This window comes from Microbacterium caowuchunii (assembly GCF_008727755.1).
Classification (GTDB): domain Bacteria; phylum Actinomycetota; class Actinomycetes; order Actinomycetales; family Microbacteriaceae; genus Microbacterium; species Microbacterium caowuchunii.
In genome coordinates this window covers 2,260,828-2,281,399 of the sequence record NZ_CP044231.1, presented here as the reverse complement: position 1 = coordinate 2,281,399, position 20,572 = coordinate 2,260,828, and the positions used below count along the sequence as shown (strand labels likewise).

22 protein-coding genes are annotated in these 20,572 nt (G+C 71.6%); 11 read left to right on the top strand and 11 right to left on the bottom strand.

Going from position 1 to position 20,572, the window contains the following annotated elements; all coding sequences use genetic code 11:
- Positions 1–76: 76 nt before the first annotated feature.
- On the bottom strand, positions 77–1,141 hold the full coding sequence (locus F6J84_RS10960; protein ID WP_191905648.1) for an NADH:flavin oxidoreductase/NADH oxidase: 1,065 nt from the start codon (positions 1,139–1,141) through the stop codon (positions 77–79).
- Positions 1,142–1,174: 33 nt separating this feature from the next.
- Between F6J84_RS10960 and F6J84_RS10955 the strand changes: the two genes are divergently transcribed.
- The 4 genes from F6J84_RS10955 to F6J84_RS10940 all read left to right on the top strand — a co-directional run bounded on the left by F6J84_RS10955 (position 1,175) and on the right by F6J84_RS10940 (position 4,990).
- A complete protein-coding gene (locus F6J84_RS10955; protein ID WP_150973704.1) occupies positions 1,175–2,044 on the top strand; it encodes an ADP-dependent NAD(P)H-hydrate dehydratase in 870 nt (289 codons plus the stop codon).
- Positions 2,045–2,085: 41 nt separating this feature from the next.
- Positions 2,086–3,354, top strand: a complete 1,269-nt coding sequence (locus F6J84_RS10950) for a glycosyltransferase 87 family protein (RefSeq protein ID WP_150973703.1) — start codon at positions 2,086–2,088, stop codon at positions 3,352–3,354.
- Between the two features lie 27 nt (positions 3,355–3,381).
- Positions 3,382–3,696, top strand: a complete 315-nt coding sequence (locus F6J84_RS10945) for a thiamine-binding protein (RefSeq protein ID WP_150973701.1) — start codon at positions 3,382–3,384, stop codon at positions 3,694–3,696.
- A gap of 79 nt (positions 3,697–3,775) precedes the next feature.
- Entirely contained in the window at positions 3,776–4,990 is a 1,215-nt protein-coding gene (locus tag F6J84_RS10940; RefSeq protein WP_191905811.1) for an MFS transporter, read from the top strand.
- 29 nt (positions 4,991–5,019) lie between these two features.
- On the opposite strand, the gene metX is transcribed toward F6J84_RS10940, so the two are convergent.
- The 3 genes from metX to F6J84_RS10925 all read right to left on the bottom strand — a co-directional run bounded on the left by metX (position 5,020) and on the right by F6J84_RS10925 (position 8,404).
- Complete coding sequence (metX, locus tag F6J84_RS10935; RefSeq protein WP_150973697.1) at positions 5,020–6,219, bottom strand: homoserine O-acetyltransferase MetX; 1,200 nt, start codon at positions 6,217–6,219, stop codon at positions 5,020–5,022.
- A gap of 65 nt (positions 6,220–6,284) precedes the next feature.
- The gene (locus F6J84_RS10930) at positions 6,285–7,007 is read right to left on the bottom strand and encodes a DUF1345 domain-containing protein (protein WP_150973696.1); all 723 of its coding nucleotides are present in this window, start codon (positions 7,005–7,007) and stop codon (positions 6,285–6,287) included.
- Between the two features lie 74 nt (positions 7,008–7,081).
- Positions 7,082–8,404 carry a bifunctional o-acetylhomoserine/o-acetylserine sulfhydrylase gene (locus F6J84_RS10925; RefSeq protein ID WP_150973694.1) on the bottom strand — a complete coding sequence of 441 codons (1,323 nt, stop codon included), beginning with the start codon at positions 8,402–8,404 and terminating at the stop codon, positions 7,082–7,084.
- 136 nt (positions 8,405–8,540) lie between these two features.
- Here F6J84_RS10925 and F6J84_RS10920 point away from each other — a divergent pair, with 136 nt between their 5' ends.
- A complete protein-coding gene (locus F6J84_RS10920) occupies positions 8,541–9,320 on the top strand; it encodes an SDR family oxidoreductase (protein WP_191905647.1) in 780 nt (259 codons plus the stop codon).
- Positions 9,321–9,341: 21 nt separating this feature from the next.
- Here the strand turns inward: F6J84_RS10920 and F6J84_RS10915 are convergent, their stop codons facing one another.
- The gene (locus F6J84_RS10915; protein ID WP_191905646.1) at positions 9,342–10,820 is read right to left on the bottom strand and encodes an MFS transporter; all 1,479 of its coding nucleotides are present in this window, start codon (positions 10,818–10,820) and stop codon (positions 9,342–9,344) included.
- A gap of 90 nt (positions 10,821–10,910) precedes the next feature.
- On the opposite strand from F6J84_RS10915, the gene F6J84_RS10910 reads away from it, so the two are divergent.
- The 3 genes from F6J84_RS10910 to F6J84_RS10900 are packed head-to-tail and all read left to right on the top strand — an operon-like array spanning position 10,911 to position 12,750.
- Positions 10,911–11,432 carry a phosphoribosyltransferase gene (locus F6J84_RS10910; RefSeq protein WP_420846155.1) on the top strand — a complete coding sequence of 174 codons (522 nt, stop codon included), beginning with the start codon at positions 10,911–10,913 and terminating at the stop codon, positions 11,430–11,432.
- Positions 11,433–11,435: 3 nt separating this feature from the next.
- Positions 11,436–12,128, top strand: coding sequence for a uracil-DNA glycosylase (locus F6J84_RS10905; protein WP_150973692.1), 693 nt, complete (start codon positions 11,436–11,438; stop codon positions 12,126–12,128).
- A gap of 10 nt (positions 12,129–12,138) precedes the next feature.
- On the top strand, positions 12,139–12,750 hold the full coding sequence (locus F6J84_RS10900; protein WP_150973690.1) for a GNAT family N-acetyltransferase: 612 nt from the start codon (positions 12,139–12,141) through the stop codon (positions 12,748–12,750).
- Between the two features lie 11 nt (positions 12,751–12,761).
- On the opposite strand, the gene F6J84_RS10895 is transcribed toward F6J84_RS10900, so the two are convergent.
- From F6J84_RS10895 to F6J84_RS10870, 6 genes are all read right to left on the bottom strand, one after another.
- Positions 12,762–13,565, bottom strand: a complete 804-nt coding sequence (locus F6J84_RS10895) for an ATP-binding cassette domain-containing protein (protein ID WP_150973688.1) — start codon at positions 13,563–13,565, stop codon at positions 12,762–12,764.
- Positions 13,562–14,365 (bottom strand): ABC transporter ATP-binding protein, encoded by an 804-nt coding sequence (locus F6J84_RS10890; protein ID WP_150973686.1) that lies wholly within the window; start codon positions 14,363–14,365, stop codon positions 13,562–13,564. The genes F6J84_RS10895 and F6J84_RS10890 overlap by 4 nt, the downstream gene beginning before the upstream one ends.
- Entirely contained in the window at positions 14,362–15,273 is a 912-nt protein-coding gene (locus F6J84_RS10885; RefSeq protein WP_150973683.1) for an ABC transporter permease, read from the bottom strand. Before F6J84_RS10885 ends, F6J84_RS10890 begins: the two co-directional genes overlap by 4 nt.
- The gene (locus tag F6J84_RS10880) at positions 15,270–16,220 is read right to left on the bottom strand and encodes an ABC transporter permease (protein ID WP_150973681.1); all 951 of its coding nucleotides are present in this window, start codon (positions 16,218–16,220) and stop codon (positions 15,270–15,272) included. The genes F6J84_RS10885 and F6J84_RS10880 overlap by 4 nt, the downstream gene beginning before the upstream one ends.
- Positions 16,217–17,725 (bottom strand): ABC transporter substrate-binding protein, encoded by a 1,509-nt coding sequence (locus tag F6J84_RS10875; protein ID WP_150973679.1) that lies wholly within the window; start codon positions 17,723–17,725, stop codon positions 16,217–16,219. The genes F6J84_RS10880 and F6J84_RS10875 overlap by 4 nt, the downstream gene beginning before the upstream one ends.
- A gap of 127 nt (positions 17,726–17,852) precedes the next feature.
- Positions 17,853–18,776, bottom strand: coding sequence for an alpha/beta fold hydrolase (locus F6J84_RS10870; protein ID WP_150973677.1), 924 nt, complete (start codon positions 18,774–18,776; stop codon positions 17,853–17,855).
- 78 nt (positions 18,777–18,854) lie between these two features.
- Between F6J84_RS10870 and F6J84_RS10865 the strand changes: the two genes are divergently transcribed.
- The 3 genes from F6J84_RS10865 to F6J84_RS10855 are packed head-to-tail and all read left to right on the top strand — an operon-like array spanning position 18,855 to position 20,572.
- A complete protein-coding gene (locus tag F6J84_RS10865) occupies positions 18,855–19,325 on the top strand; it encodes a carboxymuconolactone decarboxylase family protein (RefSeq protein ID WP_150973675.1) in 471 nt (156 codons plus the stop codon).
- On the top strand, positions 19,322–20,050 hold the full coding sequence (locus F6J84_RS10860; protein WP_191905645.1) for a tyrosine-protein phosphatase: 729 nt from the start codon (positions 19,322–19,324) through the stop codon (positions 20,048–20,050). Before F6J84_RS10865 ends, F6J84_RS10860 begins: the two co-directional genes overlap by 4 nt.
- 51 nt (positions 20,051–20,101) lie before the next feature.
- Positions 20,102–20,572: an SIP domain-containing protein gene (locus tag F6J84_RS10855; RefSeq protein ID WP_150973674.1), complete on the top strand. Its 471-nt coding sequence runs from the start codon at positions 20,102–20,104 to the stop codon at positions 20,570–20,572.

Genomic DNA, 20,572 nt, shown 5'->3' with positions numbered 1-20,572 from the left:
TCGCCAATATCCGCGGATGCCGCGCGCACCGCATCCGCCTATTCTGGCGAGTCGACCGGGTAGAAGAGTCCGGGTCTCAGCGTCGCCGCGCGCGGGCGTACTGCGGCGGCCACGGGGCGTCCGAGACACCCAGCTCCCCGGCCGCGCGCAGCGCGAAGTGCGGGTCGCGCAGCCACTCGCGGCCGGACATGACCGCATCCGCGTCCCCGTCGACCAGGACTTGCTCGGCGTGCGTGCCGGTGTCGATCAGGCCCACCGCGCTCACCGGCAGCCCCGCGTCGCGGACGCGCCGGGCGAAGGGCACCTGGTAGCCCGGCCCGAGGGTGATGCTCTGGTGCTCGACCAGTCCGCCCGAGGAGATGTCGAACAGGTCCGCGCCGCGCTCCGCCGCCCACGTCGCCACCTGCACGGTGTCCTCGACGTCCCAGCCGCCGTCGGCCCAGTCCGACGCCGAGAAGCGGACGAACAGCGCCGCATCCGGTGCTTCGTCGCGGACGGCCTCGACGACCCGCAGCAGCAGTCGCGCGCGACCCGACAACGGGCCGCCGTACTCGTCGGAACGCCGGTTGGACAGCGGGGACAGGAACTGGTGCAGCAGGTAGCCGTGCGCCGCGTGCACCTCCAGGACGCCGAAGCCGGCCTGGACGGCACGGCGGGCGGCTGCGGCGAAGTCGCGCACCACGGCGTCGATGTCGTCGTGGTCCATCTCCCGGGGTGCCGCGAACCCGTCGTAGGCGATCGCGGAGGGGGCGAGGGTCTCCCATCCGCCTTCCTCGATCGGCACGCTGCCGCGGTGGCCGGAGAACGGTGACCAGGTGGAGGCCTTCCGGCCGGCGTGCGCGAGCTGGATGCCGGCCTCCGCGCCGCGCACCCGGATGGCGGCCGCGATGGGCGCCCAGGCATCGCGCTGCGCGTCATCCCAGATGCCCGTGTCCTGCGGGGAGATCCGCCCCTCGGGGCTGACCGCGGTGGCCTCGGCCATCACGAGCCCCGCCCCGCCCGAGGCGAACTGCGCCAGGTGCACGTGATGCCACTCGCCGGGCATCCCCTCCTGGGCGCTGTACTGGCACATGGGGGCGACCCAGAGACGGTTGCGCATCGCTGCGGTACGGATGGTGAGCGGGGAGAACAGAACGGCCACGGGGCTCCTGAGTGCGGGGGATAGGGTGTCGCCATGACGGCGGAATGGGATGCGGAGCGCACGCGCCGGTCCCTGCATGCGCCAACGGCGCACGACGACAAGTATTCCCGCGGAGTGGTCGGGATGCGTACCGGATCGCGGGAGTACCCGGGTGCGGCGGTGCTCGGGGTGGAGGCGGCGTGGCGCACCGGGACCGGCATGGTGCGCTATCTGGGGCCGGAGCGTGCCACGGGGCTGGTCCTCGCCCGGAGGCCCGAGACGGTCGCCGCCCCCGGGCGCGTGCAGGCCTGGGTGATCGGCTCCGGGACGGATGCCGCGACCCGCACCCCGGAAGAGGCCGCCGCGCTGCGCGCCATCCTGGCCGGCGACGTGCCGGTCGTCGTCGACGCCGGTGCCCTCGACCTCGCCGCGGAGGCCACGGCGCCGCTGATCCTCACGCCGCACGCGCGCGAACTGGACCGATTGCGCGACGCGCTCGGGCTCGCCCCGCTCGGCGCGGACGACGGCGAAGAACTCCGTGCGGAGGCGGCGCGGGAGACGGCGGCGGTGCTCGGGGCCGTCGTACTGGCCAAGGGCGCGCTCACCCTCGTCGCCGACCCGTCCGGTGCCGTCCGCCGGGTGCGAACGGACGCGCCCTGGCTCGCGACGGCGGGGACCGGCGACGTCCTGGGCGGCGTCCTGGGTGCGATCGTCGCCGGGCGCGCGGCCCGCGGTACGCCGGATCCCGCCGCTCTGGCGGACGCCGCGGCGTCGGCGAGCTGGCTGCACGGCGCCGCCGCACGTCTCGCCGCCGCGCGGCTGGGCGAGCGGGGCGGCCCGATCACCGCGCTCGATGTCGCGCAGGCGCTTCCGCGTGCGGTCGGGGAGGTGCTCGCCGGGGAGCGGGCGCGGCCCTGCCAGTAGGCGGACCTGCCCGTAGGCGGCCCCGCCCGTAGGATGAAGCGGTGTCGAGACGGGCGGTGCTGTGGGTCGCGTTCGTGGCCGTGCACGTGGTCGTCTCGGTGCTCGGCTGGGTCTTCCCGAACGAGCCCATGGGCGATGTCTACCGGGTCTACGAACCCTGGTCGAGCGCCTATCTGAACGGCGGCTACGCCACCGGCTGGGACGGCGCGACGGGCGAGGCCGTCCGCACGTGGGTCGGCTACGTGGGGCTGACCGAGACCTGGGTGTACCCGCAGCTCGCCCTCCTGCCGATGCTGGCCGCGTGGATCTTCGGCTGGGCGACCACGTACACGCCCGCCTGGGCGATCATGGTGACGCTCGTGGATGCGGCCGCGTTCGCCGTCCTGGTGGGCCGCGGTCGCTCCTCCGGTCGCACGGCGGCGGCGTGGTTCTGGATCGCCTTCCTCGCCCTGACCGGACCGGTCGCGCTCTACCGCTTGGATGCGGTGACGGTGGCGCTCGGGATCCTCGGCTGCCTGTGGCTGGTCGGGCGTCCGTGGCTCGGCGCGACGATCCTGGCCGTCGCGACGTGGATCAAGGTGTGGCCGGCGGCGCTGCTGGCCGCCGGCGTCCTCGCCGTCCGGCGACGACTCACCGTGGTCGCGGCTGCGGCCGCCGTCAGCGCCGTGACCCTCGGGGTCGTCGTCCTCGCCGGCGGCGGTGCGCGCGCGTTCGGGTTCATCGGGGACCAGACCGGCCGGGGACTGCAGGTCGAGTCGCCGGTGAGTACCGTCTACCTCTGGGACGTCATGCTGGGCGGACCCTCCCGCGTCTTCTACAACACCGAACTGCTGACCTTCGAGGTCACCGGTCCGTTCGAGGCGGCACTCGTGTCCGCCATGACGCCGGTGCTGGCGGTCGCGGTGTTCGCCGTCGTCCTGCTGGGGGCACTGAAGGCATGGCGGGGCGCATCCTTCGCGGCTCTGTTCCCACCGCTGTCGCTCGCCCTCGTGACCGTGTTCATCGCGTTGAACAAGGTCGGCTCCCCCCAGTACATGGTGTGGCTGATCGTGCCGCTCGTCGCGGGGCTCGTGATCGACCGACGGCGGTGGTGGCCTCCGGCCGCCCTGGCCCTGCTCATCGCCCTGGCCACGCAGATCATCTACCCGCTCACGTACTTCGACCTGCTGGACGCCGAGCCGTTCCCGGTCGTGGTCATCACCATCCGAAACGCCCTCTTGGTCGTGCTCACCGTCTGGGCCGTGGTGCTGCTCGCCCGCGTGCGTCCGCGACGTCTCGTCCGTCCCCGGGTGCCGGTGTCCGCCGGCTGACCCCCACCGCAAGGAAACGAGGATCCCATGCTGATCGCCTTCTCCGTCGCCCCCAGCGGAACCGGTCGCGCCGACGGCTCCGTCCACGACGCGGTCGCCGCGGCCGTGCGCGTCGTCCGGGAGAGCGGCCTGCCGCACCGCACGACGTCGATGTTCACCGAGATCGAAGGGGAGTGGGACGAGGTGTTCGCTGTCGTGAAGGCGGCGACCGAGGCCGTGCTGCCCTACGGATCGCGGGTCTCGCTCGTCCTGAAGGCGGACATCCGGCCGGGTTACACCGGCGAGATCGACGCCAAGGTCGACCGCCTGGAGAAAGCGCTGGGCGACGACCTCGACGACTGAGTCGAAACGATTCGCCAGCCGGGCGTGCGATGGCTAACATTGCCCGGTGACCTCTTCGACTCGGACGAAGGGGGCGGCGATGTGGGCGCTCCTGTCCCTCGCCATCGGCAGCTTCGGCATCGGTATGACCGAATTCACCGTCATGGGGTTGCTCCCCGAGATCGGGCAGGAGCTGCTGCCCGCACAGTGGGCGGCGAACCCCGACGACGCCATCGCCCAGGCCGGCTGGCTGATCAGCCTGTACGCCCTGGGCGTGGTCGTGGGTGCTCCCACGATCGCCGGTTCGGTGGCCCGGTTCCCCCGCCACCGCGTCATGATCGTGCTGGCCCTCGCCCTCACGGTGTTCAACGCCCTGACGGTCCTCGCGCCGACGTTCGAGCTCGTCGCGGCGTCCCGGTTCCTCGCCGGCCTCCCGCACGGGGCGTACTTCGGCATCGGCGCGCTCGTCGCCGCCGACGTGCTGGGCCCCGGCAATCGGGCGAAGGGTGTCGCGTTCGTGCTCACCGGGCTCACGATCGCCAACGTGGTGGGCGTACCTGCCGGCACCTATCTCGGTCAGCAGTTCGGATGGCGGATCGCCTTCGCGATCGTCGCCCTGATCTTCGCGCTCGCCACGGCGGCCATCGCGGTGTTCGTCCCGCGGGTCCCCGGCCAGCCCGGCCGGACGCTCAGGGCGGAGCTCGGGGTCTTCCGGATAAGGCAGGTCTGGTTCGCCCTCGCCACGGGATCGGTCGGCTTCGGCGGGTTCTTCGCGGTGTACAGCTACGTCGCTCCCATCGTGACGGAGGTCGCGGGGTCCCCGCAGTGGGCGGTGCCGCTCATCCTCGTGGTCATCGGCCTCGGGATGACCGCGGGCAACCTCGTCGGCGGGCACCTCGCCGACGTGGACCTGCGCCGCACCCTCCTGTGGGGCCTCGGGGTGCTGGCCCTGATCCTGGTGGTCCTCGCCCTCACGGCCGCGTGGATCGTCGCGCTCGCCGTGTCGGTGTTCCTCGTCGGTTTCGTCTCGGCGGGGATCAGTCCCGCCATCCAGGCGCGTCTGATGGACGTCTCGGGGGACAACCAGTCGATCGCGGCTGCGTTGAACCACTCCGCGCTGAACCTCGGCAACAGCCTGGGGGCGTTCCTCGGCGGGCTCGTCATCGCGGCGGGCTGGGGGTTCACGATGCCCCCGTGGGTGGGAGCGGGTCTTGCGCTCATCGGTCTGGTGATCGCGGCGATCGGCTACCGGGCCGAGGACCGCTCACGCCGGCGTGTCCAGGCCCTCGCCCCGGCACACGTCCCCGCCGGCTGACCGCACCCTGTGCGCCCGCCGGGTCGGGGTCAGACCGCGAGGAGTCGCCGCAGCTGGCGGCTCACCGCATCCGTCTCGATGAGGAACCCGTCGTGGCCGAAGTCGCTGGTGATCACGACCGTGTCGTCGATCGTGTTCCGGATGCCGGCGGCGATCCGGTGCTGGCCCTCCACGGGGAAGAGGCGGTCGCTGTCGATCCCGAGCACGAGGGTCGCGGCCGTCACGCGTGCCAGAGCGTCCTCGATGCCGCCGCGGTCGCGTCCGACGTCGTGCGAGTTCATCGCCTCGACGAGGGTGATGTAGCTGTTCGCGTCGAAGCGGCGCGTGAACTTGTTGCCGTGGAAGTCGAGGTAGGACTCCACCGCGAACCGGCCGCCGTGGCCGAGCGGACTCACCCCGGACTGCCAGGAGCGCTGGAACCTCTGATTGAGCTCCGTGGGGCTGCGGTAGTTCAGCAGCGCCATCCGTCGGGCCAGGGCGAGGCCGCGGTGCGGGCCGTCTCCGGCCTGCGCGTCGTAGTACTCCCCGCCGACGAAACGCGGATCCATCCGGATCGCCTCGGTCTGCACGGAGTTCAGCGCGACCTGGTCGGCGGTGGTGACCGGGGGAGCGGCCAGTACACCCAGGCGTGCGACGCGATCGGGATGCATGATGCCCCACTCCAGCGCGTGCATCCCGCCCATCGACCCGCCGATGACCGCGCCCCACTGCGTGATGCCGAGGGCGTCCGCGAGCGCGACCTGCGCCTGGACCTGGTCGCGGACCGTGAGGTAGGGGAAGCGCGCCGCCCATTCGTACCCGTCGGGAGCGATGCTGGCGGGACCGGTGGAACCCTGGCAGCCGCCGAGCATGTTGGGCGCCACGACGAACCAGCGGTCGGTGTCGATAGCGGCACCGGGGCCGACGATGTCCTCCCACCACCCGGCGGTGGCGTGCCCGGAGCCGGCGGGGCCGCGGACGTGACTGTCCCCGGTGAGGGCATGCAGGATCAGCACCGCGTTGTCGCGGCGGTCGTTCAGCGTGCCCCAGGTCTCGTAGGCGAGGCGATAGGCGGGCAGCTGCTCGCCCCCCTCGGTGCGGAACGCCCCGAATGCGGCGAACCTGCGTTCCCCGTCCGGGTCCCCGTCACGCCACGCGCCGGTCGCCGGCGGACGCCCGCGGAGCAGACGCGCATCAGCCTCCGTGACCGGCGCGCTGGGCACGGTGTCCTCGGAGGTCTGCCAATCCATGGTTCCATTCTCGCCGGTCCCGGTGACGATCCCGCCCCTGTTACGGCGGGCCCGGGGCGCGGACCTCAGGCGGTCACGAGCCCGACGACGAGCGAGACCGTCATCGCGACGATGAACGCGTTGAAGACGAAGGCGAAGAGGGTGTGCGTGCGCATCGCGGTGAGCGCCGTGCGAGCCCGCGGAGTGCCGCCGGACAGTGCGCCGACGGAGGAGATCATGACGGACAGGGACAGGAAGTCACCGAACCCCGGGGACTCCCGGATGTCGAACGCGATCGCGTCCTCGGCTGCGTCCAGGCGCAGGTAGCGCAGCGCGAACGAATAGACCATCGCGGCCCAGCAGGAAGCGACGGTGCACAGCACCAGGGCCAGCCGCCACGGATGCTCGGTCCCCGTCCCGACCATCGCGGTGCCGACGGCGGCGAAGAGGGCGAACAGGGCCGCGTTCACGGTACCCGTCCCGGTCGAGCCGAACCCCAGCAGGAGCTGCACGGGAGAGGGGCGGCGATGGTGCTGGATGTCCGCGATGCGCCGGAGGTCGGAGGCATCCGCCCGGGTGAACAGCAGGTGCGTCCACACCAGGTACACCAGGGCGAACAGGACCCAGGTGCCGCACAGGACGCTCAGCAGGAGCGCCGGATCGGCGACGGCCTCGCGCAGGGTGGCGCTCGGCAGCGTGATGAGCAGTGCCACCCCCGGCACGGCGATGCACACGGCCGTGGCGATGCCGCTGCGGAACCCGTCGTCGTAGGCGCGGGGGTATTGACGGTGGGTACGGCGGTCCTGCACCGGTCAATCGTAGTGAGGAAGAACGGATGCCCCGGACACGCGGGGTGTCCGGGGCATCCGTTCTGCGCGGGTGATCAGGCGCGTGCGGCCTGCACGACCTCGCGTGCGGCGGCGAGTGCCTGCTCGAGGTCCGCCTTCAGGTCGTCCACGTTCTCGATACCGACCGACAGGCGGACGAGACCGGGCGTGACGCCCGAGGTGAGCTGCTGCTCGGGCGTGAGCTGCGAGTGGGTCGTCGACGCCGGGTGGATGACGAGCGAGCGCACGTCCCCGATGTTGGCGAGGTGGCTGAACAGGCTGAGGCTGTTGACGAACGTGCGTCCGGCCCCGACGCCGCCCTTCAGCTCGAACGAGACGACGGCACCGACGCCCTTGGGCGCGTAGGTGTTCGCCGCGGCGTACCACGGGGAGCTCGGCAGCCCCGAGTAGTTCACGGTGGCGATGTCGTCGTGGTTCTCGAGCCACTCCGCGATCTCCTGCGCGTTCTGCACGTGGCGCTCCATGCGCAGCGACAGCGTCTCGATGCCCTGGATGAGCAGGAACGCGCTGTTCGGGGAGATGGAGGAGCCGAGGTCGCGCAGCAACTGGACGCGCGCCTTGATGATGTAGGCGAGGGCGTCGCCGACCGCGGTCGTGTAGCTGGCGCCGTGGTAGGACGGGTCCGGCTCGGTGAGACCCGGGAACTTCTCGACGTTCTTCGACCACTCGAAGGTGCCGCCGTCGACGATGACGCCGCCGATCGTGGTGCCGTGGCCGCCGAGGAACTTCGTGGCCGAGTGCACGATGATGTCCGCGCCGTGCTCGAAGGGACGGATCAGGTACGGCGTCGCGATCGTGTTGTCGACGATGAGCGGGACGCCGGCCTCGTGGGCGATGTCGGCGACCGTGCGGATGTCGAGCACGTTGATCTGCGGGTTGCCGATGGTCTCGGCGAAGAACAGCTTGGTGTTCGGCTGGACGGCGCGGCGCCACTCCTCGGCGTCGTCCTGGTTCTCCACGAACGTGGTCGTGATCCCGAGCTTCGCCAGCGTGTACTTGAAGAGGTTGTAGGTGCCGCCGTAGATCGAGCTGGACGACACGATGTGATCGCCCGCCTGGGCGATGTTGAGCACGGCGAACGTCTCCGCGGCCTGGCCGGACGAGACGAGCAGGGCGCCGGTGCCCCCCTCGAGTGCCGCGACGCGCTGCTCCACGACATCCTGGGTGGGGTTCTGGATGCGGGTGTAGATGTTGCCGAACTCGGCGAGGGCGAACAGGTTCGCCGCGTGGTCCGCGTTGTCGAACACGTAGGACGTGGTCTGGTAGATCGGGGTGGCCCGTGCCTTCGTCACCGGGTCCGGCTGCGCGCCGGAGTGGACCTGCTTGGTCTCGAAACGCCAGTTCTCGGGTGCGGACATCTCGTACTCCTGAAAGTCATCGGCGCCGCGGCGGGTGTCGCGGCCTCATCCGAGAGTAGGGGCCGCGTGTCGACCCGACAATGCACCGGACACGGGACGTAACACCGCCCTCGCCGGAGTGCGTAGCGTGGGGGGCATGACGAACAGGCGTGCGGTGGTGACCGGGGCGAGCTCCGGGATCGGGGAGGCGACGGCGCGGATGCTGCGCGCCCGCGGGTGGGACGTCGTCGCGGTCGCGCGCCGGGCGGACCGCCTCGAGTCCCTCGAGGAGGAGATCGGGGTGACCGCCTATGCGGCCGACCTCACGGTCGAGGCGGACATCGCCGCGCTGGCGCAGTGGCTGGCCGAATCCGGACCCGTGCACGCCCTGGTGCAGATCGCCGGCGGGGCGCGCGGCACCGACCGGGTCGAGGACGGCTCCGCCGAGGACTGGCGCTGGATGTTCGAGGTGAACGTCATGTCGGCTCAGCGCCTGGTCGCCCATCTCCTCCCGCTCGTCCGCCGGGCCGCGGCCGAGGACGGGCACGGGGACCTGCTCTTCGTCACCTCGACCGCCGCCCAGTCCGCCTACGCCGGCGGTGCCGGCTACAACGCCGCGAAGGCGGGAGAGGCGATGCTGGCGCACGCCTTGCGGCTGGAACTCAACGGGGAACCCATCCGGGTCGTGGAGATCGCACCCGGGATGGTGCACACGCCCGAGTTCACCCTCAACCGCCTGGGCGGCGACGCCACCGCGGCCGAGAGCGTGTACGACGGCGTGGAACAGCCCTTGACGGCGGACGACGTCGCCGACGTCATCGCTTACGCGCTGGACGCGCCGGGACACGTGAACCTCGACCTCGTGACGATGCGCCCCGTGGCGCAGTCCGCCCAGTACCTGCTGGCCCGCGCGCCGCTGCGGGTCCGCGGGGACTGACGCCCGCGCGCGGGTGCGGCCCTACTCCGCCACCGTCGGGCTGACGGCGACCTCCTCGGCGTCCGCGAAGGCCACCTTGGGCACGAACAGCAGGACCGCCGCCGCGACGAACCCTCCGACGGCGCAGATCGTCCACACCGCCATGTACCCCCCGAGTGAGGCCGCGGTCTGGCTCGCGACCGCCCCCGCCCCGGCGGCGAGGACGACCCCGAAGACCGCGGAGGCGAACGTCCCGCCGATCGTCTTCGTCGTGTTCGTCAGGCCCGAGGCGATGCCGGTCTGGCCGCGGGGAGCGGCCGCCGCGGCCGCCGCCGGCAGCGCGGCGACCAGCGCGCCGGACCCGAGTCCGGCGATCGACAGGTTCAGGAGCACCTGCCAGAGCTCGAGGTGGAAGGGCAGGAAGAGCAGGTACCCGATCCCGACGAGGACGGACGCGGCGATGAGCACCAGCCGGGGGCTGGCGCGGCGCGACGTGAGTGCGAACACGACCGCGCCGACGATGAGGGAGACGAGGTAGACGCCGATCACGTTCGAGCGTCCGGTCGCATCCAGCCCCAGCCCGTAGCCGAGCGCGGTGTCCGTGCCGGCGTAGGTCGACAGTGGCCCCTGCGCGCCGAGCAGGCTGATCCCGACGAGAGCGGCGGTGGCCTGGACCGGCCACATCTCGGGCTTGCGCAGCACCCGGATGTCCACCGCCGGGTCGTCCTGGCGCAGCTCGTACCGGACGAACACCGCGCCCGCCACCAATCCGGCCGCCAGCAGCACCCAGGTCCACACGAATCCCGGTCCGTTCAGGCGCAGGAAGGTGAGGGCGCTCGTGACGAACAGCAGAGCAAGGGCGAGGAGGACGAACCCGCCGCCGTCCAGGCGACGCCCGCGGACGGGCTCGGACTCGGGGACGCCGAACCAGATCACGAGGGCGACGAGCGTGACGGCGACGGCCGGGATCATCAGGGTGAGCGTGAGGTTCTCGGATGTCGCCGCGAAGATCCGGCCCGCTGCGAGCGCGCCGATGATGGCGCCGGCCTGCAGCCCCACCACCAGCAGTCCCGCGGCCCGTCGAGTGGCCGAGACGCCGTGCCCGCTGCGACGGCCGCGTTCGAAGATGAGCGCGATCTCGAGCGGCAGCCACACGACGTAGAAGCCCTGCAGTGCCCAGGCGATGAGGAAGCTCCAGAACGATCCGGCGAAGGCCAGCCACCAGGTCGCTCCCGCGGTCAGGATCGTGGCGATCAGCAGGATGCGCTTGTGGCCGTACATGTCGCCGAGCTTGGCGAGCACCGGGACCACCAGTGCCGACAGCAACAGCTGCGCCGCCTCGAACCAGTTCACGTCGGAGTCGTGGACGCCCAGATGGGACACGATGTCGCTGAACAGCGGCACGTAGTACCCCTGCAGGATGCCGCTGGTGACCTCCACCAGGATGAACCAGCCGATGAGTGCGGTGGTGATTCCCACGGCGGAGGAACGCAGCCGCCCGCCGGCGTCGATTCCGGTCATGGCGACACGTTAGCGGCCCCGGCCCGGCTGCCGCGCAACGCGGGAGCAGGCCCGGCATGACGGAGCCCGGTGCGGCTCTAGGCTGGGGGAGTGAGTGACGAAGCGGGCGCGGTGGCGCAGGTACGGGAGACGTTGAGCTGGGACGGCTTCGGCCAGGCGAGCCGCGACATGGCGCGGGCGATCCTCGCCGCGGGGTTCGTCCCCGAGGTGGTCGTCGCGATCGCCCGTGGCGGGCTGCTGCCCGCCGGTGCGATCGCCTACGGACTCGGCGCGAAGAACTGCGGTGCGATCAACGTCGAGTTCTACACCGGCATCGGGACCGTCCTGGACGCTCCGGAGGTGCTGCCGCCGGAGCTCGACATGACCTACCTGGATGGGCGTCGCGTCCTGCTCGTGGACGACGTCGCCGACAGCGGCCGCACCCTGGATCTGGCGGTGCGGCTGCTCACCGACCGCGGCGCCGACGTCCGATCGGCGGTGATCTACACGAAGCCGACGACGATCATCCAGCCCGACTTCAGCTGGAAGGACACCGACCTCTGGATCGACTTCCCCTGGTCGTTCCGGGGCTCCGTCATCGAAGAGGACGCGGGCCTACCGGCCTCCGCCTGAGCCGTGTCCGCCTCGCTCCCCGAACTCGCCGCGAGCGGCCTGATCGATCCGGGCTGGGCCGACGCGCTCGCGCCGGTGGCGGCCGACATCGCGGCGATCGGCGACCGGCTCCGTGCCGAGACGGCTGCGGGCCGGCCGTACCTGCCCGCAGGGGACCGTGTACTGCGGGCCTTCCAGCGTCCGCTGCAGGATGTCCGGGTGCTCATCGTCGGGCAGGATCCGTACCCGACGCCCGGTCACCCCATCGGCCTGTCCTTCGCCGTCGACGCGCACGTCCGTCCGCTCCCTCGGAGCCTCGGCAACATCTACCGCGAGCTCGAGGACGATCTCGGCATCCCCCCGGCGCCGCACGGCGATCTCTCCGCGTGGAGCGACCGGGGCGTCCTGCTGCTCAACCGCGTGCTCACGGTGTCTCCCGGTGCGCCGGGATCGCACCGGGGATGGGGCTGGGAGAAGGTCACCGAGCACGCCATCCGCACGCTCGCCGCCCGCGACGCACCGCTGGTCGCCATCCTGTGGGGCCGGGATGCGGCGGGGCTCCGGCCGCTGCTGGGCGACACCCCGATCATCGAATCCGCGCATCCGTCCCCGCTCTCCGCGCGTCGGGGGTTCTTCGGGTCCCGGCCCTTCTCACGCGCGAACGCGCTGCTCGAGCAGCAGGGGGCTCTGCCCGTCGACTGGCGCATTCCCGCGTAGGCTGTCGGCCATGCTCGAGGAGGAATACGATCGGTCCCGGCGCCGGATGCCGTGGCATCTGCGCCGGCCGGTCGAGCCGGAGCGCCCGTTCACGTACACGATCCGCCCGGCCGAGCCGCGCGATCTGCCCGACATCCGGGAGATCTACAACTACTACGTGACCAACTCGGTCGTCACCTTCGACGAGAAGCGCTGGTCGCACGCGAAGTGGCGGGACAAGTACGACCTGCTCGCACGGCTGGACCTGCCGTTCCTCGTCGCCGAGTCCCCGTCCGGGCAGATCCTCGGCTACGCGCTGGCGCAGCCCTGGGCCGGCAAGTCCGCCTACCGCTACACGGTCGAGGACTCGATCTACCTGGGCCAGGCCGCGTCCGGCAAGGGCCTCGGGCGGGCGCTGCTGCAGGCGCTCATCCGCGCCTGCGAGGAGAAGGGCATCCGGGAACTCGTCGCGGTCATCAGCGACAAGGGCGCTGAGGCGTCGATCGCGCTGCACGAGCGGCTGGGGTTCGTCGAGGTCGGGCGGATGGGCCGGGTCGGCTTCAAGTTCGGCCGCTGGCTCGGGACGATCTACCTGCAGAAGTCGCTGAACCCGGTGAAGAAGCGCGGTCTGTTCCGCCGCTGACCGGCCGGCGCTCAGCGCGCCGTGCGGCCGGGGTCGATCGTGGGGATCGCGGCGAGCAGCCGCCGGGTGTACGCCGCCTGGGGACGCAGCAGGACCCGTTCGGTGGGGCCTTCCTCGACGACCGCGCCGTCCTTGAGGACCACGACCTGATCGCACAGACTCTGCACGACGCCGATGTCGTGGGACACCATGACCAGCGTCAGCCCGTCGCGTCGCCGGAGCGCGGCCAGCAGCTCGAGGATCTGCGCGCGTACCGTCACGTCCAGCGCGGACAGCGGCTCGTCCCCGACCAGGAGGCGGGGCCGGTGCACGATGGCGCGGGCCAGTGCGATGCGCTGGCGCTGACCGCCGGAGAACTCGTGCGGATAGCGGGTCGCCGCATCCGCGTCGAGCCCGACGTCGACGAGCACCTCCGCCACGCGGGAGCGTCGATCGCCCTCGATCCCGAGCGCCCAGAGCGGTTCGGCGATGATCCGTCCCACGCTCATCCGCGGGTCGAGGGAGGCGTAGGGGTCCTGGAACACGATCCCCGTCTCGCGGCGCAGCCAGTGCAGCCGACGGGCGGATGCGGCGGCGTCCACCGGGCGCCCGTCGAAGGAGACCGTGCCGGTGGTCGCTCGGTCCAGACCCAGCAGGATGCGCACCAGGGTCGACTTCCCGGAACCGGATTCCCCGATGATGCCGAGGGCGGATCCCTCGTCCACGTCGATGTCCACGTCGACGAGCGCCCTGGTCACCGGACGCGGCGTGAACAGTGCCGTCCGCGGGCCGGGATACGTCCGCCCGATGCCTCGGGCGCGCACGAGGACGCTCATGCCGTTCCTCCCGATCGGTCGGACTCCGGTCGCCAGAGCGTCGCGGTGGCGTCGCGCAGGAGCCCCTGCGCCACCGCGGAGCGCGGGGCGCTCAGCAGCTGAGGGACGGGGGCGGACTCGACGACGCGGCCGCGCTCCAGCACGATCGCGTGCGTCGCGATCTGGGAGAGGACGGCGAGGTCGTGGGTGATGAACACGAGCGACATGCCCGCGTCCGACACGAGTGACCGCAGGAGATCCAGGATCTCCGCCTGGATCGTCACGTCGAGCGCCGTCGTCGGCTCGTCGGCGATCAGGAGGCGGGGGCGGCACGCGAGCGCGACGGCGATCGCGACCCGCTGCCGCTGACCTCCGGACAGTTGATGCGGGTACCGGTCGACGATGCGCGCCGGATCCGGCAGGCGGACGCGTTCCGCGTCCGCGACAGCCCGCGCCCGGCGGTCGCGTCGCGCGAGCCCCTGGTGGATGCGGGGGGCCGCGGTGATCTGGCGCCCGACCGTGCGGATCGGGTTCAGCGCCGTCTGCGGCTCCTGGAAGACGATCCCGATCTCGCTGCCGCGGAGCTTCGCGAGCTCACGGTCCGGGAGGTCCAGGATCTCGCGGTCGTCCCAGCGGATGCTGCCGGAGGCGACCGCCTCGTCGGGGAGGAGCCCGAGGACCGCCAGGGCGGTGAGGGACTTCCCGGAGCCGGACTCGCCGATGACGCCCACGCGGGCGCCGTCCGGCACGTGGAAGGAGACACCGTCGACGACCCGGCGCCCGCCGATCTCGATGACGAGGTCCTGCACGTCGAGGCTCATGCGACCACCTCCGGGATGTGCGTGCGCGCCGCCCGTGCAGCGGGGGAGCGCCGGGCGAGGGTCGGATCGGTGGCCTCGCGCAGTCCGTCACCGAGGAGGTTGAATCCGAGCACCGTGAGGGTGATGGCGACGCCCGGCACGACCACCGCGAACGGGTGGACCGTGATGAAGCGCTGCAGATCGGCGAGGAGGACGCCCCACGAGGGCTCGGTCACCGGAGCGCCGAAGCCGAGATAGGACAGGCCCGCTTCGGCGAGAACCGCGACCGCCATGCTCCAGGAGAGCTGCACGATGAAGACGGGAGCCACGTTGGGGAGCAGGTGCCGGACGAGGTTCTGCAGGGGGGTGAGCCCGGACGCCCGCCCGGCGACGACGAACTCGCTGTGCAGGACGCGGCGCAGTTCCGGACGGCTCACCCGGGCGATGTTCACGCCGAATCCGATGCCGACCGCCCAGACCACCACCCAGAGCGAACCGCCCCACACGGCGGAGATCATCATGGCGATGATGAGGACCGGGAAGGCGATGAGGATGTCCACCAGGACCGCCACCGACTCCCGCACCCAGCGTGCGGTGAGCGCACCGAGTGCGGCGAGGACGAGACCCAGCAGCGTCGCGATGACGCCGGCTCCGACGGCGACCAGGAGCGTCGTGCGGGAGCCCGCCATGACCAGGCTCAGGATGTCGCGCCCGGTGCCGTCCGTGCCCAGCAGATGCGGCCACCCGGGTCCCGCCCAGCGCCCGGACACGTCCGTCGTCCGCGGGTCGAACGGGGTCCAGAACTGCGAGATCACGGCGGTGAGCGCGATCAGCGCCACGACGACGATGCCGAAGGCCCCTGTGGGCAGCGACCAGAGTCTCCTGAACCAGGAGCGGGTGCGGGGTGCGGTACTGCGCGCGCCCGTCATGTCGCCTCCCGCTGGCGGGGGTCGATCGCCCGGTGGACGAGGTCGACGACGAATCCGATGATCAGCACGAATGCCGTCAGCGCGAGCAGTTCGCCCTGCACCTTGGGCAGATCGCGCGCGCTCACGTCGGCGACCAGCATCCGCCCGATCCCGGGGAGCGAGAACAACTGCTCGATCACTACCGCCCCCACCACGATGCCGGCGATCTGCAGTCCGAGCACGGAGACGACGGAGAGTCCGACGTTGGGCAGGCCGTGGCGCAGGAGCGCCTGGGTGCGGGTCAGTCCGGTCGCTGCGGCGGTACGCACGTAGTCCTGCCCGATGGCCTGCAGGGTCGCCGACCGGATGAAGCGCAGCAGCATGGCGCCCTCGACCACGCCGATGGTCAGCGCGGGGAGGATCAGCGAGCGCACCGCCGCGACGGGGTCCGACCAGCCCGCGCGGGGGAAGCCCTGCGCCGGCAACCAGGCCAGCCACACCGCGAACACGACGACCAGCATCATGCCCGCCCAGACCACCGGGACCGCCGCGAAAGCCTGCGCGGCGACGCCGACGGCGGTGCCGCCCGCGCGTCCCCGCCGGAGGGCGGAGTAGACGCCCAGCGGTGCGCTCAGGAGCAGGGCGATCACGAGGGCCAGCACGCCGAGCGGGACGGTCACCTGCGCCTTCTGCCAGAGCTCGTCGCTCACCGGGGTGCCGGTCAGCAGCGACCGGCCGAGGTCGCCTCGGACGACGCCCCCGATCCACTCCGCGTACTGTGCCGGGAGCGGCCGGTCGAGCCCCAGCTGATCACGGATGCCGGCGACCTGCTCGGGGGTGGAGTTCGTCCCGGCGATCAGCTGGGCCACGTCCCCGGGCAGCACCCGCAGGGTGAGGAAGATGATCACGCTGGCGACGACGAGCCCCAGAACGAGCAGGGCCAGCCTGGTCAGCGTGTACCGGATCACCCGTCGCTCTTGCTCAGTCCGGAGACGTTCAGACGCTCGTTGACGTTCGCCGACGGCATACCCTGCACGAGGGTGGAGACGGCCACGACGGATGCGCCGTTGTAGAGCCAGTCCGCCCCGGCGTCCTCGGAGACGATGCGGGCCGCCTCGGCGAGGAGCCGGTCGGCCTCCTCGTCGCTGGTCGCCGCGCGCGACTGCGCGTAGAGTTCGGTGACCTCCGGGTTCGCGTACGTGAAGTAGTAGTCGGGGTTCGCCCAGTTCTCGAAGTCGCGCGCCTCCGTGTGCAGGACGAAGCTCAGGTCGTAGTCCTTGTTCGTGTACACGTCCTGCAGCCAGGTCGGGAAGTCGACCGAGTCCACCTTCAGGGTGATGCCGACCTTGTTGAGATCCGACACCAGCAGCTGCGGGATGGTGGTGCTGTAGAACGACGGGATGGTGAGCGTCAGTTCCAGGTCCTCGGCACCGGCCTCCTCGAGGAGGGCCATGGCGGCCTCGGGGTCGTACGGGGCGAGGGCGGACAGATCCTCGTAGCCGGGATCGAGGGAGGGGATCGGCCCGTACTGGGTCTGGCCGCCGCCGATGGCCTCGACGATCGCGTCGTGGTCGATGGCCTGCCGGATCGCCTGGCGGACGCGCTTGTCCTCGAGCGGGCCGCTGGTCTGGTTGAAGGCGAGCGTGCCCTTGTCGGTGGATTCCCCCACCACGAGGACGAAGTCCCCGTTCGCCTCGATCTGGGACCGCAGGTTCGGGTCGAAGCCCGTCACCACGTCCAGTTCGCCGGCGAGCGCGGCGTTCATCGCCGCCTGGTTGTCCGGGATGTACTCGAAGGCCACCTCGGCCGCGGCCGCCGGTTCTCCCCAGTAGCCGTCGTAGCGGGCCAGGGTGATGCTGTCGCCCTGCGTCCAGTTCTCCAGGACGAAGGGGCCGGTGCCGTTGGCCGCCGTCTTGTAGTCGACCGCGTCCCCCTCCTTCAGCACGATGCCCGCCCGTCCGCTGAGGTTCCACAGGAACTGCGAGTCGGGGGCGGCGAGGGTCACGGTGACGGTCTGCCCGTCGGCCGCGACGCCGGAGACGTTCGCGAGGGTGTCGGCGTCGACCCATTCGGCGGTGTCGCGGTGCTGCGTGAGCGACCACACCACGTCCTGCGGGGTGAGCTCCTGGCCGTCGTGGAAGGTCACGCCCTCCTGGACGGTGAAGGTGTAGGTGAGACCGTCCTCGGAGACGGTCCAGTCGCTCGCCAGTGACGGGACGATCTCCTGGTCGGCGGTGCGTGCGACCAGCCCCTGGTACACGTTGTCGATCAGGATCTGGTCGAGTGCCGCCCCGGAGGTCTGCCGGATGTCGAGGTTGCCCGGCTCCAGGACCAGTCGCACCGAGATGGAGGCGTCGGGGTCCGGGGCGCCGGTCGCGGTCGGCGCGGGGGAGGACCCGGGGGAGCAGGCGGTCAGCGTCAGTGCTGCGGCGGCCACGAGCGCTGTGACGGCCAGGGAGGTACGGCGGAGCATGCGGGTCCTTTCGCCCTCCGCGCGGGTGCGGGAGGTCCGGCAAGGTCAGGGGTGCGATACACCAGCCTAGAGCCGGGAACGGGGGTGGTCGGGCGCTCGCCGGTAACGGAGGGGCGCCATGGGTGCCCTAGGCCTCGCGGCGCAGCAGGTCCGCGAGCGCCACCGGCATCTCCTCCTGCACGTTGTGATGGGCGGGGACGACCGTCACCCGGGCGTCCGGGCGCCGACGGACGAATTCCGCGGCGTCCGCCTCGGTCACGTAGCCCCGGTCGCCACGGACGAGCATCAGCGGCGCGCGGACGGCGGCGAGGTCGTCCCAGCCCGTGGCGGACAGGGCGCCGCGGAGCGCGTCGGCGTCCGCGGGCGCATCCGCGGGGGATGCTGCGGCGGCGGCGGCCAGATGTGCGAAGTGGTGCTTCCACTCGACCCGGCCGTCCGCTCGCACGCGCGAGTTGAGGTAGACCCCCCGCGTCGCGGCTTCCCGGGTGCCGCCGAGCCCGAACGACAGGGCCCGGTCGACGAGCTCCTCTCGGTCGGCCCAGTCGGTGGGTCCGGCGAAGAACCGTCGCACCTGGCTCGGGCCGGCATCCGGGTCGACCCCCGGGGTGATGTCGATCAGGACGAGCCGCCGGACCAGGTCGGGGTGTGCCGCCGCGACGGCGGCACCGGTCAGCGCCCCGAGGGAATGGCCGACCAGGAGCTGCGGGCGATCGGTCCACGCCCGGATGGCGATCGCCACGTCCGTCGCGAGGGTGCCGGGCGAGTAGTCCGCATCCGCTCGCCACGAGGAGTCCCCGTGCCCCGGCAGATCGATCGCGATCGCCGGGAGGTCCAACGCCAGGATCGTCGTGTCCCAGGTGTGCGCGTTCAGACCGGCCCCGTGCAGGAACGTGACCACCGGGGCGTCGTCGCCGTACCGGAGGGCCGAGACGGCACGTCCGTCGGGCAGGTCGAGGGTGAGGCGGCGCGCGGTTGGCGGCGGGTCGAGACGACCGATCTCCTCCGCTTGCACCGGCAGGAACGAGAACTCGTCGAAGGCGTCATCGGTCACCTGTGCATGCTAGCGACATGGCTGAGGGCCGTGCCGGGGAGGATGCTGCCCCGCACAGACGGTGGGTACTCTGGCCCGATGAGCGAAGAACGTCGCGTCCACCTCTCGAAGTCCGCGCCCGAGGCGTACCGGGCGCTCGCCGCCTTCTCGAAGACCGTCGGCGCGATCGCCGCCGAGGCGGGCATCGATGACCGGCTCAAGGAGCTGGTGCAGGTGCACGTCTCGCAGCTGAACGGATGCGCCTTCTGCGTGCGGGTGCACGTGGACAAGGCCGTCGCCGCAGGACTCGACGTCGATGTCGTCGCCCAGCTGCCGACCTGGCGCGACTCGGGCGTCTTCACGGCACGCGAGCGGGCCGGGCTCGAACTCGCCGAGGCCTTCACCTTCATCCACGAGGACGGCGTCCCGGACGAGCTCTACGACCGGGTCGGGGGCGTCCTGTCGGAGGCCGAGTATGTGGCGCTGAGCTGGATCCTGGTCGCCATCAACGCCTTCAACCGCGTTGCGATCGCGGGCCGATACCCGGTGCCGCCGCGTCCCGCATCGTGAGCCTCGTCCCGCCGCCGGCGATCCCCGGAGCCGTCAACTTCCGCGACGTCGGCGGGCTGCCCGCCGGCACGGGGGTCACCCGGACCGGTGTGCTGTTCCGTTCCGGTACGCTCGCCCGGCTCGACTCCGCGGCGCGCGCGGCGATCGGTGGCCTGGGCCTGCGGCGCGTGGTGGATCTGCGGGACGAGGAGGAGGCGAGGGCTGAGCCCACCGTGCTCGAACCGGCCGTCGGGGAGACGGTCAGGGTGCCGCTCTTCCTGGGCTCGGTCGCCTCGTTCTTCGAGCGCGACATGAGCCTCGACGACCTCTATGCGCACATGATCGACGAATCCGCGCCGCGGCTGGTGTCGGTGGTGCGTGCGGTCGTCGAGACCCAGCCTGTGCTCGTGCACTGCACGGCGGGGAAGGACCGCACGGGAGTCTCCGTGGCGCTGACCCTGGCCGCGGCCGGGGTCGACGAAGACGCCATCGTGGCCGACTACGCGCGCACCGCCTCGACGCTCTCGCCCGAGCGGAACCGGCGGATCGTGGAATGGTTGCGTCGTGCGCACCCGGACGCGCGGCACCTCGAGGAGCTGGCCACCGCTTCGCCCGCACACGTCATGCGCGAAGTGCTGGAGCGGCTCCGTGATGCGTACGGCGCACCGGTCGACTATCTGCGGGCATCCGGGTTGCGCGACGACGAGATCGTGGAGCTGCGCCGGGTCCTCGTCGCGCAGCGCTGAGGTCGGAGAAGTTAGGCAACCCTATCCTTGGTGCGGTACAGTGAACGGGTCATGACCGAGAACATCTCCCACAGCGCCAGGGCCTGCCGCACCTCGAAGCACGTGCGCGCCCAGCACCTCGTGACCGCAGACGAGACCTCGCTCTCCGACCTCGAGATGCTGCTGACGACCCTGCCGCTGTGCTCGACCGGACGTGTCTTCGTGGAGGTGCCGGACGAGAGCCACATCGTCGACATCAGGGTGCCGGCGCGCATGACCATCACCTGGCTCGCGCGCTCGCAGCGCTCCGGTGAGCCGGGGAGCGGCCGGTCGTGCCGTCCCGGATGCGCGCTCTCCCGGGCCGTCGAGGCCTGGACGAACGAGATGCTCTGCAGTGACGAGGATGCCTGCGCCACCACGGTGACATTGCTCGGGGGGTATCTCGGCACCGCAGACATCGTGGACCATCTGGTCGAGGTCCGCGGTATCCCGACCGATCACATCCGCACGCCCGAGCGGTTCGGCCTGCTCTCCGCCCGCTGA

What these genes read in the sequence shown, in the direction of transcription:
- F6J84_RS10955 (WP_150973704.1), top strand. Translation starts at nt 1,175, where the DNA reads ATGACGGCGGAATGGGATGCGGAGCGCACGCGCCGGTCCCTGCATGCG.
- F6J84_RS10945 (WP_150973701.1), top strand. Translation starts at nt 3,382, where the DNA reads ATGCTGATCGCCTTCTCCGTCGCCCCCAGCGGAACCGGTCGCGCCGAC.
- F6J84_RS10940 (WP_191905811.1), top strand. Translation starts at nt 3,776, where the DNA reads ATGTGGGCGCTCCTGTCCCTCGCCATCGGCAGCTTCGGCATCGGTATG.
- metX (WP_150973697.1), bottom strand. Translation starts at nt 6,219, where the DNA reads ATGGATTGGCAGACCTCCGAGGACACCGTGCCCAGCGCGCCGGTCACG.
- F6J84_RS10925 (WP_150973694.1), bottom strand. Translation starts at nt 8,404, where the DNA reads ATGTCCGCACCCGAGAACTGGCGTTTCGAGACCAAGCAGGTCCACTCC.
- F6J84_RS10920 (WP_191905647.1), top strand. Translation starts at nt 8,541, where the DNA reads ATGACGAACAGGCGTGCGGTGGTGACCGGGGCGAGCTCCGGGATCGGG.
- F6J84_RS10915 (WP_191905646.1), bottom strand. Translation starts at nt 10,820, where the DNA reads ATGACCGGAATCGACGCCGGCGGGCGGCTGCGTTCCTCCGCCGTGGGA.
- F6J84_RS10900 (WP_150973690.1), top strand. Translation starts at nt 12,139, where the DNA reads ATGCTCGAGGAGGAATACGATCGGTCCCGGCGCCGGATGCCGTGGCAT.
- F6J84_RS10895 (WP_150973688.1), bottom strand. Translation starts at nt 13,565, where the DNA reads ATGAGCGTCCTCGTGCGCGCCCGAGGCATCGGGCGGACGTATCCCGGC.
- F6J84_RS10890 (WP_150973686.1), bottom strand. Translation starts at nt 14,365, where the DNA reads ATGAGCCTCGACGTGCAGGACCTCGTCATCGAGATCGGCGGGCGCCGG.
- F6J84_RS10885 (WP_150973683.1), bottom strand. Translation starts at nt 15,273, where the DNA reads ATGACGGGCGCGCGCAGTACCGCACCCCGCACCCGCTCCTGGTTCAGG.
- F6J84_RS10875 (WP_150973679.1), bottom strand. Translation starts at nt 17,725, where the DNA reads ATGCTCCGCCGTACCTCCCTGGCCGTCACAGCGCTCGTGGCCGCCGCA.
- F6J84_RS10865 (WP_150973675.1), top strand. Translation starts at nt 18,855, where the DNA reads ATGAGCGAAGAACGTCGCGTCCACCTCTCGAAGTCCGCGCCCGAGGCG.
- F6J84_RS10855 (WP_150973674.1), top strand. Translation starts at nt 20,102, where the DNA reads ATGACCGAGAACATCTCCCACAGCGCCAGGGCCTGCCGCACCTCGAAG.